Below are 16,022 nucleotides of genomic sequence, written 5' to 3'. Positions count from 1 at the left end.
AGCCACCTTAGCGGTAGGGGCAATTTATGAATTGCCCCTACTCCTCTTTAGCCGAAAGAGTTAGGGGATCACCTAGAGTCCGAATTCTGACTATTAGAATCCGCTTGCTTCGATTCTGAATCCCCTTCTGTTTCCGAGTCGTTATTATCCCTCGGAGGTCGATTATACCGCCGATTTCGGGAAAAATTTCCTGTCGTCTTGCTTTTTCGGAACTTACGAGCGTAAGCTTCGTTTCGTTGCGCCTTTTCTTTTTTAGGATTGCGGCGCTTTGCCATGTTGACCTCTTGATAAAAAACGATATCTGTGTCTGTTACCCTAATCCCCCGCTTTCTGCCTCGTCCAGTGTCTAAGCAATAGGGGGGGGTAAGCTGGGGCTTGTCTATAGTAGCAGTGTTACACCATCCAACCCAGTTTGTCCCATCCTAGTGTATCTTGGCAGGAATTTTCAATGATGCCCATCATGTCTGAATGAAAAGAATCAGATTATGATAACAGTTTGTAGTCAGTCATTTACCTGTTCCATAACCATCTGAATCCATGGGTCGTATTTGGTATTTTGTCCAAACGGTATTGGGGATTATTTTCCGCCATCCAGTCCTCGGTACAAGTATTATCCCTGTTTTACCCGATGGACAAATTGTACTGATTCGGCGTCGTGATAACGGAAAATGGGGATTACCTGGAGGGATGGTGGACTGGGGTCAAGACATTCCCACAACCGTGCGGCGGGAGTTGGCAGAAGAAACGGGACTAGAGTTGCTGGCAATTCGCCGATTGGTGGGAATCTACTCAGCCGCCGATCGCGATCCCAGAGTTCATTCGGTTTGTGTTGTAGTCGAAGCGGAGGTTCAGGGAACGATGCAGATAAACGATGTGTGGGAAATTACAGCAGTTCAAGCCTTTGAGCGTGCAGCGATCCCCATGGGCAACCTGAGTCACGATCATGGGCGACAGTTGCAGGACTATTTTGATGGTAAAACCACTGTTGCCTAATGGTAAGTTTTGAGAGCTAGACGTAGCCTGCTACTTTAAGTGTTGAGTTTGGAAACACCCGGCAACTAGGATGAATTTAACCTTACGCAATTCCCGTATTAAGCTACCTTTGGGGCAAGTCTTTTGGCGTGAAGTGGGTACTGGACCCACTCTTATATTTTTACATGGGTCTTGGAGCGATAGTAGTCAGTGGCTACCCCTAATTGAGTACCTGCATCAAGAGTATCACTGCTTTGCCCTTGACTTATTGGGATTTGGTGACTCAGAAACGCCGAAACTGCACTACTCGATTCAGGTTGAGGTTGAGTGTTTGTTTAACTTCATCGAGGCGTTACACCTCCCCCAAGTCTATCTGGTGGGTCATTCTTTAGGCGCTTGGATTGCCGCTAGTTATGCGCTGCGTCACCCGGAACAGGTTCAGGGACTGGTGTTATTAGCACCTGAAGGGATTCGGGGAGATGGAAACTGGAAAAATTGGCAGTGGCTAAGGTGGTTAGTCGGGCGTCCTCCCCTTGCCTATACTATTCTGCGATCGCTCTTACCTCTAGCGCGGATGTTTGGGCGTCACAAAGAGATTGAGAGAGCGTTAAAACAGCGACAACAATTGCTGCAATCCCCGACAGCTTGCCAATTGTTGTTCCGGCGACGGCGCCTGGAAATTCAAGCCGAATTATTACACGAACATTTACCCGACTTAGATATACCCACGTTGATTCTCCAAGGAAGACAAGACTCCCTTGAGGTGATTAACCATGCTCAAACTTATGCCAACCATAGTCCTAATACTAAATTACAGATGATTGACCAAGCCGGAAATGACTTAGCGGAAACCGTACCGGGAATTGTCGCTCAGCATATTGATTATTTTGTTAAATATCAGTAGAAGGGTAGGAGAGTAGGAGGCTAATGCTCCCTTCCTCATAACTATGGGTACGATAGACGCATTTGCCCAGCCGGACATGGTATCATTCATCATTTCAAATTCGGGTTAGCTACCCCCCTTATAACCCAGTCCGCGCAGGCGGACTTTGTTTGTATAGCAGCGATTTCAATCGCCATGACAAAAAAGGTTTTTCAAGCAGATTTGGTATCATTCATCATTTCAAACAATGTCAATTGCTCTCTGGCGAGTTCCCCTATCTCGCGCCCTTCACCGCAACCGCAGTTTACCTTATGCTCGATACTTTCAACTGGCAACTGTTTCTCCAGATGGGTATCCGGCGAATCGCACCGTTGTGTTTCGGGGCTTTTTCGATAACTCCTTAAAAATTATTACCGATGTTCGCAGTCAAAAAATTGAACAAATTAATTATAATGCTGGAGCAGAAGTCTGCTGGTATTTTCCCAAAACTCGCGAACAATTTCGGTTAAAAGGTCAGCTTCTTTTTGTGGGAGAAGATTATCCCGAAGTGACCTTAAAAAATGAGCGTCAAACAACCTGGCAAGGGCTTTCTGATGCAGCGCGTGTGCAATTTGCTTGGTCGAATCCGGGTGAACCCAGAGTAGAGGGTGATCCGGCGTTTTCCCAACCGCCACCTGATCCAGAGCAACCGTTGCCTAATTTCTGTCTCCTATTGCTCGAACCTGTAGAGGTTGATCACCTGGAATTGCGCGGTGATCCGCAAAACCGATGGTGTTATACTCAAGAGTGCGATCGCGAATGGATCACGCAAGCGATCAATCCTTGAGTCTTTAATAATTGTAGTAAGCCTAGAACTAAAGTTCTGGCTTACAGCTTAAACCCGTTAAAACGGGTTGAAAGACTTACCCAGTAAGCTCCATTCTTACTTGAGCTTTAGGTTTCGTCAATTTATTTACTGGCGTTCAAGTGGGCAAAATTTGGCTTAAGTCAATCTCAGCTTGAAAAATCTCTTGTTCTTGGGGATTCAGGCGCAGATACGTATCCACAAACCCATAAATTAACTGCATCCGTGTGGGATCAAGTCTTAAAGCTAGCATAGCTGTGCTACCGGATGACAATTGTACAAGCGTGCAGTTTAATCAAGAATGGGTATAGGTCAGGGGGTTGGCTGCTGTCGTGCGATCGCGCATCTACCAACTGACCTTCTGGCTGTGTCACAATTAACCCAAGTCTCGTCAATACCAACTTGCCTTATGTACAAGTTTCAGAAGTCCCCTAGTTTCAAGAAGCCGTAAGTACCAAAGCGATAGTGGAATTAACATGACACTGGATTTACGCAAATTTTTTCAAGCCACTAACCCCAGCCGGACTTTAGCTGTGGAAAATGAGCAAGATCAAAAGTACTATATTGATTTTTCGTCAGTGCGGGGTGGCAAGATTATTGAGGAATTGAAGGATAACATTACGTTCTTCTCGCCGGATACGCCAACCTGTGAGTTGTTTACAGGACATATTGGTTGCGGTAAATCAACAGAGTTGTTACGGCTCAAAGCCGAATTGGAACAGGACGGGTTCCATGTGGTCTATTTCGAGTCCTCTCAAGACCTGGAAATGGGTGATGTGGATATCGTTGATATTTTGCTGGTGATCGCCCGTCGAGTGAGCGAAAGTTTGGAAGAGAAAGGTTTTAGTCAAAAAGCGGGATACTTTAAGAATTTATTCGGTGAGGTTAAAGAAATTTTACAGACACCGATGCAGGTATCCGATGTGAAATTTTCGGTAGGTATTGCTGAAATCACCTCCCAAACCCAAGCAAGTCCGAAGCTTCGCGATAAGCTAAGAGGATATTTGGAGCCGCGTACCCGTGCGATTCTAGAGGCAATTAATCAGGAACTGCTGGAACCTGCACAGAAAAGACTAAAGCAAGAGGGTAAAAAAGGATTAGTCGTAATTGTCGATAACCTGGATCGAGTGGAAAGTACTCAGAAACCATGGGGACGCCTCCAGCCAGAATATCTCTTTGTGGATCGAGGAGAGCAGTTACGTCAACTCAAATGCCATGTTGTTTACACTATGCCACTATCCTTGGTGTTCTCGAATGAGGCGGGCAGACTAGCCCAGCGATTTGGAGTATATCCTAAGGTACTACCAATGGTGCCTGTGCGGTTGCGAGACCAGAGTGAATGTAGGGAAGGTCTGGCACTGTTGCGACAGATGGTGCTAGCTAGAGCTTTCCCCGATGTCGCTCCAGAGCAACGGATTAGCTTAATCCAAGAGGTATTTGATAGTTCTGACACCTTAAACCTACTATGCCGTGTCAGTGGTGGTCATATCCGGAATTTACTCAGGTTGCTTTATGACTGTATCCGCAGAGAAAAAGGATTACCCCTCTCTCGTAAGAGTTTAGAAGAGGTTATTCAAGCACGTCGAAATCAGATGCTTCTGACAATTGAGGAGGATGAGTGGGAGTTACTGCGCCAAGTAGTCAAACGAAAATGTGTGAGTGGAGATCTAGGATACCAAACTCTGATCCACAGTTTGTTTGTATATGAGTACCGGGATCGAGATGGATCTTGGTTTGATATCAACTCCATCTTGGCACAAACAGAACAATTGAAGCCATGAATGAGCTGTCCCAACAATCTCAAAATGTTTCCGACAATGAAAAGTCATTGCAGGAATTGGCTTGGACTATTACCATGTCTGAGGGGCAATTTTCCATAATCTTTACCAAGTGCAACTATTCTGCATTGCGTGAGCAAATAGTACAGCGACTGAAGGAAATCTGTTCAGTCAAAGTTCGAGAAATTGTTCTCGATAGATCTGTTACAAGACTCTACTCTACTATCCGAGATGAATTGAGCAATGAACAGCCAGCCGCTGTGATGGTTTTTGGCTTAGAGTCAGTGAGCGACATAAATCAGGTGCTGACTTTGATGAACCAGGTACGCGAGGAGTTTCGCAAAAGTTTTCCTTTCCCCTTAGTTTTGTGGGTCAATGATGAAATTCTCAAGAAGCTGATTCGGTTAGCCCCTGATTTCGAGAGCTGGACAGCGAGTCCCATTAGTTTTAAGCTTACCACTAATGAGTTAATCGACTTCCTTCAGTCAATCACAAATCGTGTATTTTCTGCTGTTTTGGATACTGATGCAGACCAGTTTTTACCTAATGCCGTCATCATCAAGCCTCTCAACTGCTCAGAACTAGAGTCAGCGCAGAGAGAGTTACAAAATCGAGGACAGGAATTAGAGCCAGGATTACAAGCGGGTTGGGAATTTTTCCTGGGTCGAAATGCTTATGTCAATGATCAGCTAAACGAAGCTTTGGCTCATTATCAGCACAGCCTCGAATTTTGGCAGCAACGTACACATTTAGAACGCCAGGGTGTGCTGTTGTTCCATATAGGGTTATGTTATCTGCGTAATGCCGAACTGGATGGGGCAGAACGCCAGCACCATTGGCAGAAAGCGCGGCATTATCTACAGCAATGCATTACTATCTTTGAACAGGCTCAACGTCCCGATTTAGTTGCCAAGTTTACTGGTCAACTTAGCGAGGTATTACAGTGCTTGGAAGCTTGGAGCGATTTACAGACTTTTGCCCAAAACTCCCTGAAGCTTCATCAGACCTATGGTAGTCCGATAGAACTCGCTCGAGATTATGGCTTTCTAGCTGAAGTAGCTCTAAATCTATCCAACTGGGAGGATGCCCGCCAACTCTCTCAGCAAGCACTACAGACCTTGGCAAATGCTTCAGAAGAACAATCACGCGATCAATGGTTATATCGATTGCTTTTGGCAAAATCACAACGACATTTAGGTCAACAGGAAGAGGCAAAAAAGAACTTAAAAATAGCCAAATATCAAGGTAACCCTAGAGAAGATTTAAAGCTCTATATTTATGTGTTGGAAGAGTTGCGATCACTCTATTCAGAACAATGCCAGTATCTAAAAGCTTTTGAGATAAAGCGAGAGCGGCGTTCGATTGAAAGACAGTATGATTTGGTGGCTTTCGTTGGTGCAGATCAGCTACTGTCTCCGAAATTGATGAAGTATCAACAAGCTGAAACCCACAAGTTAATTGCCCCAGAATTAGCGGCGTCTGGTCGCTCCCTAGATGTCGAGCGTTTGATTGATAGAATAAGAAGGTATGACTGTAAATTAACTGTACTTCATGGGCAGTCAGGAGTTGGTAAAAGTTCGCTATTGAATGCAGGATTAGTACCTGCACTAAAACACAGAACCATAGAGTCTCGCGATTTTTTGCCCGTTACAGTACGAGTTTACACTGATTGGATCACAGTATTGGGGAAATCATTAGTGGAGGCGCTTGAGGAAAAAAGTATACGCTTACCTTCCCTACTAGATTCCGAAGAGGTTATCCTTGCACAGTTACGAGCAAATGAAGATCGTAATCTACAGACAGTCCTAATTTTTGATCAGTTTGAAGAGTTTTTCTTTGTTTATACGAACCGAAACGAGAGACGGCTATTATTTGAGTTTTTAAGGAGTTGTCTAGATCTTCCTTTTGTGAAAGTAATCTTGTCTATGCGAGAAGATTACCTTCACTACTTATTGGAGTTAAATCGTATAATATGTTTTGATATAATCAACAATGATATTCTCAGTAAATATACTCTATACCACTTAAGTAATCTTCGTCCTGAAGATGCGAAAAGTCTTCTTATAAGTCTAACAGAACGAGCTAATTTTTATTTAGAACCTGCTTTAGTTGACCAATTAGTCCATGATCTGGCAGGTGAGCTAGGAGATGTGCGTCCCATTGAGCTACAGATAGTAGGGTGGCAACTACAAGCTGAAAATATTACAACGTTAGCAGAGTACAAAGAACGTGGCTCTAAGGAAAGACTGGTCAGACGATTTCTAGAAGAAGTAATTGAAGACTGTGGTTCTGAAAATGAAAATACTGCTTGGTTAGTCTTGTACTTACTGACTAATGAAAATGGGACACGTCCTCTCAAAACTGACACAGAATTGGCAGCCACTTCAGAACTAGAACCGAAAAAGCTGGAGTTTATATTGGATGTTTTAGTCAAATCAGGGATAATAGTTCTAATCCCCGAAACTTCTACCAAACTTTATCAACTTGTTCATGATTACCTAGTGTTCTTTATCCGCCAAAAATACCGCTCAACCCTGATATTAGAACTAGAAATTACTAAAGAACTAGAACTAACTAAAGGACAACTTAAACAGGCACTCATTCAAGAACAACAGGAAAGCCAACGGGCGGAAGTTGCTGAAATTATGGCACTCAGCTCATTATCTCAAGCTCTGCTGTTATCAAATGACCAACTCATGGCATTAGTAGCTGGCGTTGCAGCGGGTAAGAAATTACAACAGACCAAAGTGCCATCCGAAGTCAAAATTAGGACAATATGTAGGCTAAGGCAAGCAGTCTACAGTGTGCGCGAGCGCAATCGCTTACAAGGACATGAGGCTGAAGTCTCGAACATTAGTTTCAGTCCCGATGGGCAAATTTTAGCCTCTGGCAGTAAAGATGGTACAACAAAACTCTGGTGTTTAGATGGTTCTGAAGTGCAAACTTTCCCAGGTCACGATAGTGGGGTAACGAGCATCAGTTTTAGCCCTAATGGGAAAACTTTAGCTTCTGCTAGTGGCGATGGTATAATAAAAATCTGGCGTTTAGATGGCTCTGAAGTGCAAACATTTCAGGGGCACCGGGAAAGAATTATCAGCATTACCTTTAGTCCCAGTGAGCAAATTTTAGCTTCTTCTAGTAGTGATGGTACAGTAAAACTTTGGTCTGTAAATGACTATCAACCGCAAGTTTTACATGAGTATCACGATTTGGTATATGACTTGAGTTTCAGTCCTGATGGGCATACTTTAGCTTGTGCCAGTGAGGACGGTACGGTGAAACTTTGGTATCTAGATAGCAATAAACTGCCAATTGCCCAGGGTTCCAGTGAGAGAGTTAGCAGCGTCAGATTCAATCCCAATGGGCAAATTCTCGTTTCTGCCAGTTTAGATGGTACAGTCAAGCTTTGGCGTGTTAATGGTACTGAACTACAAAAACTGATCACTTTTCAGGCTCACAGAGATTGGGTCACTAGGGTTAGTTTTAGTCCTAATGGTCAAACTCTAGCCTCTGCCAGTGAAGATGGCACAGTCAAACTTTGGAGCTTAAATGGAGATGAATTGCAAACCTTTCGAGGTCACGCTGATAAAGTCACTAGCGTCAGTTTCAGTCCTGACGGTCAAACGTTGGCGTCCTCTGGTGGCGAAGGAACAGTGAAACTTTGGTGCTTGAGAGGTAATCAACTAAAAGTTTTACCCGGTCACGCTAATAAAGTCACTAGCGTCAGTTTCAGTCCTGATAGTCAAACGTTGGCTTCCGCTGATGAGAAGGGTTCAGTAAAACTCTGGCGCTTGGACGGCACAGAACTGGCAACCCTGCAAAATCACAGTAGCAGAGTCACGAGCATTTGTTTCAGTCCGGATGGTCAAACTCTAGCCTCTGCTGATAAAAACGGCAATGTAGAATTCTGGTGCTTAGACAGCAATGAACCGCCATTCCCCTTGTTACACAATTACGGAATTACTTGCGTCAGCTTTAGTCCTAATGGTGAAATTCTAGCATTTGCTGGTGAGGATGGCACTATCGAGCTTTGGAGCAAAGATGTGGCTGAAATGCAAGCTTCCTATAAGTCTCGTGAGTGTGTGACAAGCATTAGCTTTAGCCCCAATAACCAGATTCTTGCTTTCGCTAGCTTGCATGGTAGAGTGACACTTTGGCGCTTAACCTTGGGAACATCCCAATTTTGCACGTTAGCTCTTTTAATGGGTACTGAAACCCTTGCAATTTCGTTACTTTGGGTAATGCTTTTTCCAAAAGGGGATGCTCCAAAAATATTCGGTCACAGTAAGAAAGTTACTGATCTAAGTTTTAGTCCCGATGGTAAAATTTTAGCTACCGCTAGTGAAGATTGTAGTGCTAAACTCTGGAATATCAATGGTACTGAACTGCAACTCTTCCGAGGTCATAAAAAAAGGATTACTAGTGTGAGTTTTCACCCCGATGGTAAAGTTTTAGCTACCGCCAGTGAGGATTGTACAATTAAACTCTGGAGTTTTGATGGCACTGAACTACAAACCTTTCAGGGTCATAGTAATTGGATTACGGATATAAGCTTTAGTCCTGATGGTAAAACCCTTGCCTCTGCTAGTCAAGATGGAACAGTAATTCTCTGGAATTTGGATCTTGATGACTTACTGCTGCGTGCTTGCAACTGGCTGGATGATTTTTTAAAGACTAACCCAAATGTAAGTGAGAGCGATCGCCATCTTTGTGATGGTATTATCCCTCAAAAGGGAACAATTGACTAAAGATAATCACGTTAAAATCGCCCCACCCATTAACTTAGAATACCGATAATCCAACTCCGCCTTAATTAACGGCAAACTCTCCAACGCCTTATCCTCCAGGACAATCTTTTCCGCCGCATCTCTTGCCAAATTCAGCACCTCTTGATCCTCTACCAAACTGGCTAAAGCAAAATCCGCCAACCCCGACTGACGCCGCCCTAAAACTTCCCCTGGACCCCGAAACCGCATATCCATTTCCGAGATAAAAAAGCCATCCTGAGACTGTTCCAACACCCCCAAACGCTGACGCGCTGTATCCGTTTTCGACCCACTCATTAATAAACAATAGGATTGATGGGAACCCCTTCCTACCCGCCCTCGTAATTGGTGCAACTGCGACAAGCCAAACCGTTCCGCATTTTCAATCATCATCACCGTCGCATTGGGGACATCTACCCCCACCTCAATCACCGTGGTGGAGACAATAATTTGTGTCTGATTATCCCGAAACGCATTCAGCGCCTCATCCTTTTCTGCTGAACTCATTCGCCCATGTAGCAATCCCACCTGAAATTGTGGGAAAATACTCTCAGAGAGTCGCTGATGCTCCTCTACTGCCGATCGCACATCTAATTTCTCTGATTCTTCAATTAACGGTAGGACAATATACGCTTGACGCCCTTGGGCAATTTCCCGCCGCATCAAGTCATAAGCGTTTTGGCGTTCCTTCCCTGTTAATACCGATGTGTGAATGTTTTGGCGCCCTGGCGGTAACTCATCAATTTGACTCACATCTAAATCCCCATGTAAGGTTAACGCCAAGGTGCGCGGAATTGGCGTCGCCGTCAGGGTTAATACATGGGGGGATTGTCCCTTTTGTTGCAACTGCGCCCGTTGTTCCACACCAAACCGATGTTGTTCATCTATTACGACTAATCCTAAGCGCTGAAAATTTACTGGGTCTTGAATTAACGCATGAGTTCCTACCAATAGCGGTAATTCCCCAGTTTCTAACTGAGAATGAATCTCCCGGCGCTTCTTTACCTTCACCGAACCCGTTAGTAATTCCACGGGAAGATGGAGTAAATTAAACCAACTGACTAATTTACGATAATGCTGTTCTGCTAACACTTCCGTTGGTGCCATTAATGCGGCTTGATACCCGGATTGAATCGCCGCCAAAATTGCAATTACCGCCACCACCGTTTTCCCGGAACCCACATCCCCTTGAACTAAGCGATTCATCGGCGTGGGTTGTTGTAAATCGTTGAGAATATCATTCACCACCCGTTGTTGGGCAGAGGTAAGTTCAAAGGGTAATAGCTGATAAAATTGATCAATCAGTTTCCCCGTCGGTGCGAGAACAGCACTGGATTGCTGTTGCTGCTGCATTTTCCGCCGTTGGAGAAATCCTAACTGTAAATAGAAGAACTCATCAAACACCAAACGGCGTCTAGCACGGCTGAGGGTATCTGTATCCGTGGGAAAATGGAGATTCGCGATCGCATCACTCACGCCCATCAAATCATACTGCTGACGCATCCCTTTAGGCAACGGCTCTTTAAGTTGATTCACCGCAGGTAACGCCGCCAGTACCGCCTGTCTCACCCAATCGGCGGGAACCCCTTCTGTCAAGGGATAAACGGGCATGACTCGACCAATTTTTAAGGAGTCAATCTTGCCCCCCAAATGGTCTAACACCTCAATTTCTGGGGTATCCAGCGTAATCCCATACTTATTCTTTTTCACCAACCCCGACGCCGCCACAATCGCCCCCACCGGATAGCGACGTTTTTGTTGTTCTTGCCAACCCCGATGACTGTAACGATTCCCGGCAAAGAAGCGATTCAGTTTCAGTTGACCCGTACTATCTTTAATAATTAACTCAAAAATCGATAACTTCTTATTTTTCGGGCTGCTAAAACAGTTACACCGTTTCACCGTACCCACTACCGTTACCGTCTCCCCGGCGACTAAATCCTTAACATTCACCTGACGGGCATAATCAATATGATCCCTGGGATAATAGTAGAGAATATCTCGCACCGTCTGTAATCCCAATCGGGCTAAATACCCACTGCGGCGATAACCAATATCGGGTAATTCAGATAAGGGTGAGTCGAGGGTAAAATTCACCTTTACCTTCGAGGTTTCCGCCACCAGAGGCGTGGTTCGAGGGGATTTAACCGTAGGGGTTTGAGGCGGATGAATGGTTTCCCTTTCCCGGCGTTGAAGTTCCTGTTGCAGCTTGTAGAGAAACTGTCGCGTATCTGCTACCAGATGTTGACGGTCTTCAACAGTCTTATGATCATACCGTCCAAATTCCGCTGCAATGGACTGCCATTTGCGCCGTTCCACCGGGAGAAGTCCATCCGGTGTCTTGCCAAAACTCAAGCAAAGAAACTCACTAAAACGGTACTGATTCCCCAGCAAATCAGTAAAGCCCTTTTCGGCTTCCACCGCCAGCGCTTTTTGCAATCGTGTCCAGTCTGGAATTTCTGTACTCACAATCTCTGAATTCTGTAAGGACAAATAACGAACGACTCACGACAAGCCAGGGCTAATCACAAATGACGTAGCTTGCTTCTTGCGAAGCGAGTATGACGAACAACTAATCCTCAAACCAACTCGCCCGCCATGCGGCTTCGGCTTGAACCACAGTCCACTCCCGTTGTTTTTTACGATATTGTCGCTGAAATTTCGTGGTGTGGGCAACTAGGTTACGGATTTGATTCCTAATTTTAACCAATTGCGGTTCCGTAAACTCAATTTCGGATAGGCGCAGATTAACTGCAATAATTCGGGTTAAGGTTGAATCATCGTCATCCTCCGGCGTTTGGGTTTCGACTAAAAGGTTGAGTAGATTTGAACCCGGACTGCTTTCACCTGCCGCATCCGCTTTGGTTGCCGCTTCCAGGACAGTTGGGGGTAGTTTATCAGGAATAATACCCTCTTGTTGTAAAAGATGATTCGTCTCCACGGAAACCGTTTGCAAGGTGAGAGCAATTTGGTCTTCGAGCATCTCTTGCCACTGTAGCAGTTGATCCGGCAGAATCGGTTTTTGGGGGGTGAGGGCTGAATCTGGAGATGGGTTCGTCGTCGTTTCCGCCGAGGATTCTGTGGACTCCAGCAGCGGTTCTAATTCCTCATCCTCGTCTAATTCATCCTCTAGAGTTGAGGATAGGTCTTGAGGAAGCTGTAGGTGTAAAAGTAACTCGTCTTGTCCTTCCTTGCCAATCTGACGCAAGGCTTGCTGTAAATTTTGGCGCTGATTGAAGGACAAACTTAAAAAGGCGTCGGGATAGCCTTGAGTACACACCTGATAACCTGCCAGCATTAACTGTTTTTGCACAGTTTGCCCCAACACGGTCAAATAGGTGGCGTAACTGTCGTGAAGTTGGGAAGCTAGATGTGTGATCGCTTCCTCCATCTTACCTAAGTCCTGCTCAATGCGTTCAATTGCGCTCACCATTATCTGCTAAGTAGGTAGGGACAATAAAAGTTAACGGCTGAGATCGTCATTTGTCATTTGTCATTTGTCATTTGTAAAGGTTTGAGGTTTATTTACATAACTTAACATCGTTGAGTTTATTTCTACCAACCAACCTACTTACTGCTCCCGATAGGTCTGCTTTTAACCAAAAAACGTAGGGTGGGTTAGGCGGACTTTCATTGAGGCGGAACCCGTTTAATCAACTATCCGCCGTAACCCACCACTGTTAACGTTCTTGGGTGTATTTTGCTTAAATCGGAAGTTGAATTTTCTCCGATAATTAAGGGCGCACGCCATGCGCCCCTACAATAAACGGCTTGACTCGACGCGACATTTAGTCGGAGGATTCCGATTCAATCCCCTCACCCAGAACATAGCGGGTAAAGCGACGCACCTGGATATTTTCCCCTAACAGCGCAACGGTTTCTTTGACCAACTCTTCTACAGATTTGCTTTGATCTCGGATATAAGGTTGATCCATTAATGATAATTCTTTCAACCGTTTCTCAATCCGACCTTGAACAATCTTCTCTTTAATATTGTCCGGTTTCTTGGCTAGGTCATCGCGCCCCATTTCAATTTCTTTTTCCCGTTGGGTAATCGCGGCGGGGATATCGTCCACCGACACATACTCGACATTCGGACAAGCCGCCACTTGCATGGCGATATCCTTAACCAAGGCTTGAAATTCCTCGCGACGACCCACAAAATCCGTCTCGCAGTTGACTTCCACTAAGACACCAACTCGTCCCCCAGTGTGGATATAGCTGCCCACAATTCCTTCAGCCGCCATCCGACCGGATTTTTTCTCAGCTGAGGCAATTCCTTTCTGACGCAGCCATTCGATGGCTTTGTTCATATCGCCCTCGTTTTCTTTGAGCGCTTTTTTGCAGTCCATCATGCCTGCGCCAGTTTTTTCCCGTAACTCTTTGACGAGTTTTGCTGATATTTCCGCCATCTTGCCTTTATTCCTCCTTTGTTTTTGTCGGTGTCAATGGACAACGGACAGATAACCCCAGTGTATCGGGTGAGCTGGAAATCGCCGCTTATTCTTCACTGTCCTCGCCTTCCTCGCCACTCTCCTCGCTTTCCTCGTCTGAGTCAAAGGAGTCCATATCTTCCTCGCTGTATTCGTCTTCCATCTCCTCGATGGCTTCGGCAAACTCTTGCTCGTCCTCTGTCTCCAGTTCCCCGTGACGCCCTTCATAGATGGCATCGGCTAATTTACCAATGATGAGTTTAATCGACCGAATCGCATCGTCATTAGCGGGAATCGGAATATCCACCACATCCGGGTCACAATTGGTATCCAGCATCGAGACGACGGGAATGCTGAGTTTTTCACATTCTTTGATGGCATTGTATTCCCGGCGCTGGTCAATAATGACCACAATGTCGGGGATGCGCCGCATCATTTTGATGCCACCCAGATATTTTTGTAGCTTGCCTAATTCCCGGCGCAGTACGGCGGCTTCTTTTTTCGGCAAGAGGTCAAGGGCACCACTTTCTTCCCGGCGTTCCAGTTCTTTGAGTCGTTCAACCCGCCCTTTGATGGTTTCCCAGTTGGTTAACATTCCTCCCAACCAGCGTTGGTTGACGTAGTATGCGCCACAACGACTGGCTTCTTGGGCAATAATTCCGGCGGCTTGGCGCTTGGTACCGACAAACAGACAGCGCTTCCCTTGTTCGGCGGCGGTTCGCATATAGCTGTAGGCTTCTTCCATTAACTGGGCGGTTTGCACCAAGTCAATGATATGAACGCCATTCCGGGCAGTATAAATGTACTGATCCATGCGAGGATTCCAGCGACGGGTCTGGTGACCAAAGTGAACCCCGGCTTCCATCATTTGAGCCAAAGAGACGACTGGCATAATTAATTTAAACTCCTTATTCGGGTTTATCCTCCATTCAGGCGGATTTCTTTAGGGAAACACCCGAAATCCTGAATGTGCGATTTTTGACAACCTTTCCAAGGTAACATAAATAGTCGGACAACAGGGCAATGGGCAATGGGGAATGGGCAATGGGTAATAGGCAATGGGCAATGGGTAATAGGCAATGGGCAATAGGGAATAGGGAATAGGCAATGGGGAAGAGTCGGGATTTAAGATTAAATTGGCAACGCGCCCGTCAAGACACACCGGGCTGTGAGACTGTTTTACATTTCAATAATGCGGGTGCAGCATTAATGCCGCAGTTGGTTTTAGATGCCGTTGTCGGACATTTACAGTTAGAAGCCCAAATTGGTGGCTATGAAGCGGCGGCACAACAAGTTGAGGCAGTGGAACGGGTATATGATGCCGTGGCGACGCTGTTAGGCTGTCAGCGCCAGGAAATTGCCCTGATTGAGAATGCCACTAGAGCCTGGGATATGGGGTTTTATAGCGTACCTCTGAAAAAAGGCGATCGCATTCTTACCGGGGTATCGGAATATGGTAGTAATTTCATTGCCTTTCTGCAAGTTGCTCGGAAGACAGGGGCAACCATTGAGGTGATTCCCAATGATGAGTTTGGGCAAATTTCTATTCCTAAATTACGCCAAGCGATTGATGAGCGGGTGAAGTTAATTGCGATTACCCATGTCGCCACGAATGGGGGATTAGTTAACCCAGCCGTGGACGTGGGAAACGTGGCAAAAGATGCGGGGATTTTATATTTACTCGACGCCTGTCAATCTGTGGGACAAATGCCAATTAATGTAAATGAAATTGGCTGCGATATGCTCTCAGCGACGGGACGTAAATATTTACGCGGACCCAGAGGTACGGGATTTTTGTATGTCAGAGAAGGGGTGATTGAGCAATTAGAACCGCCCTTTTTGGATATGCAGGCTGCTGAATGGGCGAGTAAAGATACATTTAGAATTCGTGCCGATGCCCGTCGGTTTGAAAATTGGGAAACCAACTATGCTGGGAAAATTGGGTTAGGGGTTGCGGTTGATTATGCCTTAAGTTGGGGACTGGCAGCGATTGAACATCGGATTCGTCATTTGGCGGACAGATTGCGTGACCAACTGAGTGATATGGATGGGGTAAAGCTTCAGGATTTAGGGCAGAAAAAATGCGGGATTGTTAGCTTTACGGTTGAGGAGAAAGAACCCAGTGAAATTAAGCAGTTACTGAGTGAAAAAAAGATTAATCTATCGGTTTCTTCCGCCCAAGGCACGCGATTAGATATGGACGCACGCGGATTGACATCAGTGCTAAGGGCTTCTGTTCATTATTACAACACCGAAGCCGAAGTTGAGCGATTTTGTACAACCTTGGCATCTTTGGTTTGACAGGGAACGAAGAATGGAGACACCTACCCCTCAATCCCTCTGCGA

Annotated in this window: 12 protein-coding genes; 6 read left to right on the top strand and 6 right to left on the bottom strand. The window is 45.5% G+C overall.

Annotation, left to right across the window (positions count from 1 at the left end):
* Positions 1 to 68 precede the first annotated feature (68 nt).
* Positions 69 to 275 carry a hypothetical protein gene (locus RID53_RS32730; protein WP_446392073.1) on the bottom strand — a complete coding sequence of 69 codons (207 nt, stop codon included), beginning with the start codon at positions 273 to 275 and terminating at the stop codon, positions 69 to 71.
* 262 nt (positions 276 to 537) lie between these two features.
* On the opposite strand from RID53_RS32730, the gene RID53_RS32725 reads away from it, so the two are divergent.
* The 3 genes from RID53_RS32725 to RID53_RS32715 all read left to right on the top strand — a co-directional run bounded on the left by RID53_RS32725 (position 538) and on the right by RID53_RS32715 (position 2,681).
* Entirely contained in the window at positions 538 to 993 is a 456-nt protein-coding gene (locus RID53_RS32725) for an NUDIX hydrolase (RefSeq protein WP_446392072.1), read from the top strand.
* A gap of 70 nt (positions 994 to 1,063) precedes the next feature.
* Complete coding sequence (locus tag RID53_RS32720) at positions 1,064 to 1,876, top strand: alpha/beta fold hydrolase (protein ID WP_446392071.1); 813 nt, start codon at positions 1,064 to 1,066, stop codon at positions 1,874 to 1,876.
* A 226-nt stretch (positions 1,877 to 2,102) separates the two neighbouring features.
* Positions 2,103 to 2,681, top strand: coding sequence for an Npun_F5749 family FMN-dependent PPOX-type flavoprotein (locus RID53_RS32715; protein ID WP_446392070.1), 579 nt, complete (start codon positions 2,103 to 2,105; stop codon positions 2,679 to 2,681).
* Between the two features lie 136 nt (positions 2,682 to 2,817).
* Here the strand turns inward: RID53_RS32715 and RID53_RS32710 are convergent, their stop codons facing one another.
* A complete protein-coding gene (locus RID53_RS32710; protein ID WP_446392069.1) occupies positions 2,818 to 2,952 on the bottom strand; it encodes a hypothetical protein in 135 nt (44 codons plus the stop codon).
* A 223-nt stretch (positions 2,953 to 3,175) separates the two neighbouring features.
* Here RID53_RS32710 and RID53_RS32705 point away from each other — a divergent pair, with 223 nt between their 5' ends.
* Positions 3,176 to 4,480, top strand: a complete 1,305-nt coding sequence (locus tag RID53_RS32705; protein ID WP_446392068.1) for a P-loop NTPase fold protein — start codon at positions 3,176 to 3,178, stop codon at positions 4,478 to 4,480.
* Positions 4,477 to 9,225: a WD40 domain-containing protein gene (locus RID53_RS32700; protein ID WP_446392067.1), complete on the top strand. Its 4,749-nt coding sequence runs from the start codon at positions 4,477 to 4,479 to the stop codon at positions 9,223 to 9,225. The genes RID53_RS32705 and RID53_RS32700 overlap by 4 nt, the downstream gene beginning before the upstream one ends.
* Before the next feature lie 6 nt (positions 9,226 to 9,231).
* Here the strand turns inward: RID53_RS32700 and recG are convergent, their stop codons facing one another.
* The 4 genes from recG to rpsB all read right to left on the bottom strand — a co-directional run bounded on the left by recG (position 9,232) and on the right by rpsB (position 14,568).
* Positions 9,232 to 11,712, bottom strand: a complete 2,481-nt coding sequence (gene recG / locus RID53_RS32695; protein ID WP_446392066.1) for an ATP-dependent DNA helicase RecG — start codon at positions 11,710 to 11,712, stop codon at positions 9,232 to 9,234.
* A gap of 103 nt (positions 11,713 to 11,815) precedes the next feature.
* The gene (locus tag RID53_RS32690; protein WP_446392065.1) at positions 11,816 to 12,676 is read right to left on the bottom strand and encodes a hypothetical protein; all 861 of its coding nucleotides are present in this window, start codon (positions 12,674 to 12,676) and stop codon (positions 11,816 to 11,818) included.
* A 355-nt stretch (positions 12,677 to 13,031) separates the two neighbouring features.
* Positions 13,032 to 13,655: a translation elongation factor Ts gene (gene tsf, locus RID53_RS32685; RefSeq protein ID WP_006102905.1), complete on the bottom strand. Its 624-nt coding sequence runs from the start codon at positions 13,653 to 13,655 to the stop codon at positions 13,032 to 13,034.
* Positions 13,656 to 13,743: 88 nt separating this feature from the next.
* Positions 13,744 to 14,568 carry a 30S ribosomal protein S2 gene (rpsB, locus tag RID53_RS32680; RefSeq protein ID WP_446392064.1) on the bottom strand — a complete coding sequence of 275 codons (825 nt, stop codon included), beginning with the start codon at positions 14,566 to 14,568 and terminating at the stop codon, positions 13,744 to 13,746.
* Between the two features lie 215 nt (positions 14,569 to 14,783).
* Here rpsB and RID53_RS32675 point away from each other — a divergent pair, with 215 nt between their 5' ends.
* Positions 14,784 to 15,977: an aminotransferase class V-fold PLP-dependent enzyme gene (locus RID53_RS32675; RefSeq protein WP_446392063.1), complete on the top strand. Its 1,194-nt coding sequence runs from the start codon at positions 14,784 to 14,786 to the stop codon at positions 15,975 to 15,977.
* Positions 15,978 to 16,022: the final 45 nt, after the last annotated feature.

Source organism: Coleofasciculus sp. B1-GNL1-01, assembly GCF_040220235.1.
In the GTDB taxonomy this organism is placed as follows: Bacteria; Cyanobacteriota; Cyanobacteriia; order Cyanobacteriales; family Coleofasciculaceae; genus Coleofasciculus.
Note: the sequence above shows the minus strand (reverse complement) of the source record. Positions and strands in the feature narration are given on the sequence as shown.

Bases quoted from the DNA above. Each gene is read 5' to 3' on its own strand.
- rpsB (WP_446392064.1), bottom strand. From the start codon at position 14,568: ATGCCAGTCGTCTCTTTGGCTCAAATGATGGAAGCCGGGGTTCACTTT.
- RID53_RS32720 (WP_446392071.1), top strand. From the start codon at position 1,064: ATGAATTTAACCTTACGCAATTCCCGTATTAAGCTACCTTTGGGGCAA.
- RID53_RS32700 (WP_446392067.1), top strand. From the start codon at position 4,477: ATGAATGAGCTGTCCCAACAATCTCAAAATGTTTCCGACAATGAAAAG.
- RID53_RS32690 (WP_446392065.1), bottom strand. From the start codon at position 12,676: ATGGTGAGCGCAATTGAACGCATTGAGCAGGACTTAGGTAAGATGGAG.
- RID53_RS32715 (WP_446392070.1), top strand. From the start codon at position 2,103: ATGTCAATTGCTCTCTGGCGAGTTCCCCTATCTCGCGCCCTTCACCGC.
- RID53_RS32730 (WP_446392073.1), bottom strand. From the start codon at position 275: ATGGCAAAGCGCCGCAATCCTAAAAAAGAAAAGGCGCAACGAAACGAA.
- RID53_RS32705 (WP_446392068.1), top strand. From the start codon at position 3,176: ATGACACTGGATTTACGCAAATTTTTTCAAGCCACTAACCCCAGCCGG.
- RID53_RS32710 (WP_446392069.1), bottom strand. From the start codon at position 2,952: ATGCTAGCTTTAAGACTTGATCCCACACGGATGCAGTTAATTTATGGG.
- tsf (WP_006102905.1), bottom strand. From the start codon at position 13,655: ATGGCGGAAATATCAGCAAAACTCGTCAAAGAGTTACGGGAAAAAACT.
- RID53_RS32675 (WP_446392063.1), top strand. From the start codon at position 14,784: ATGGGGAAGAGTCGGGATTTAAGATTAAATTGGCAACGCGCCCGTCAA.
- RID53_RS32725 (WP_446392072.1), top strand. From the start codon at position 538: ATGGGTCGTATTTGGTATTTTGTCCAAACGGTATTGGGGATTATTTTC.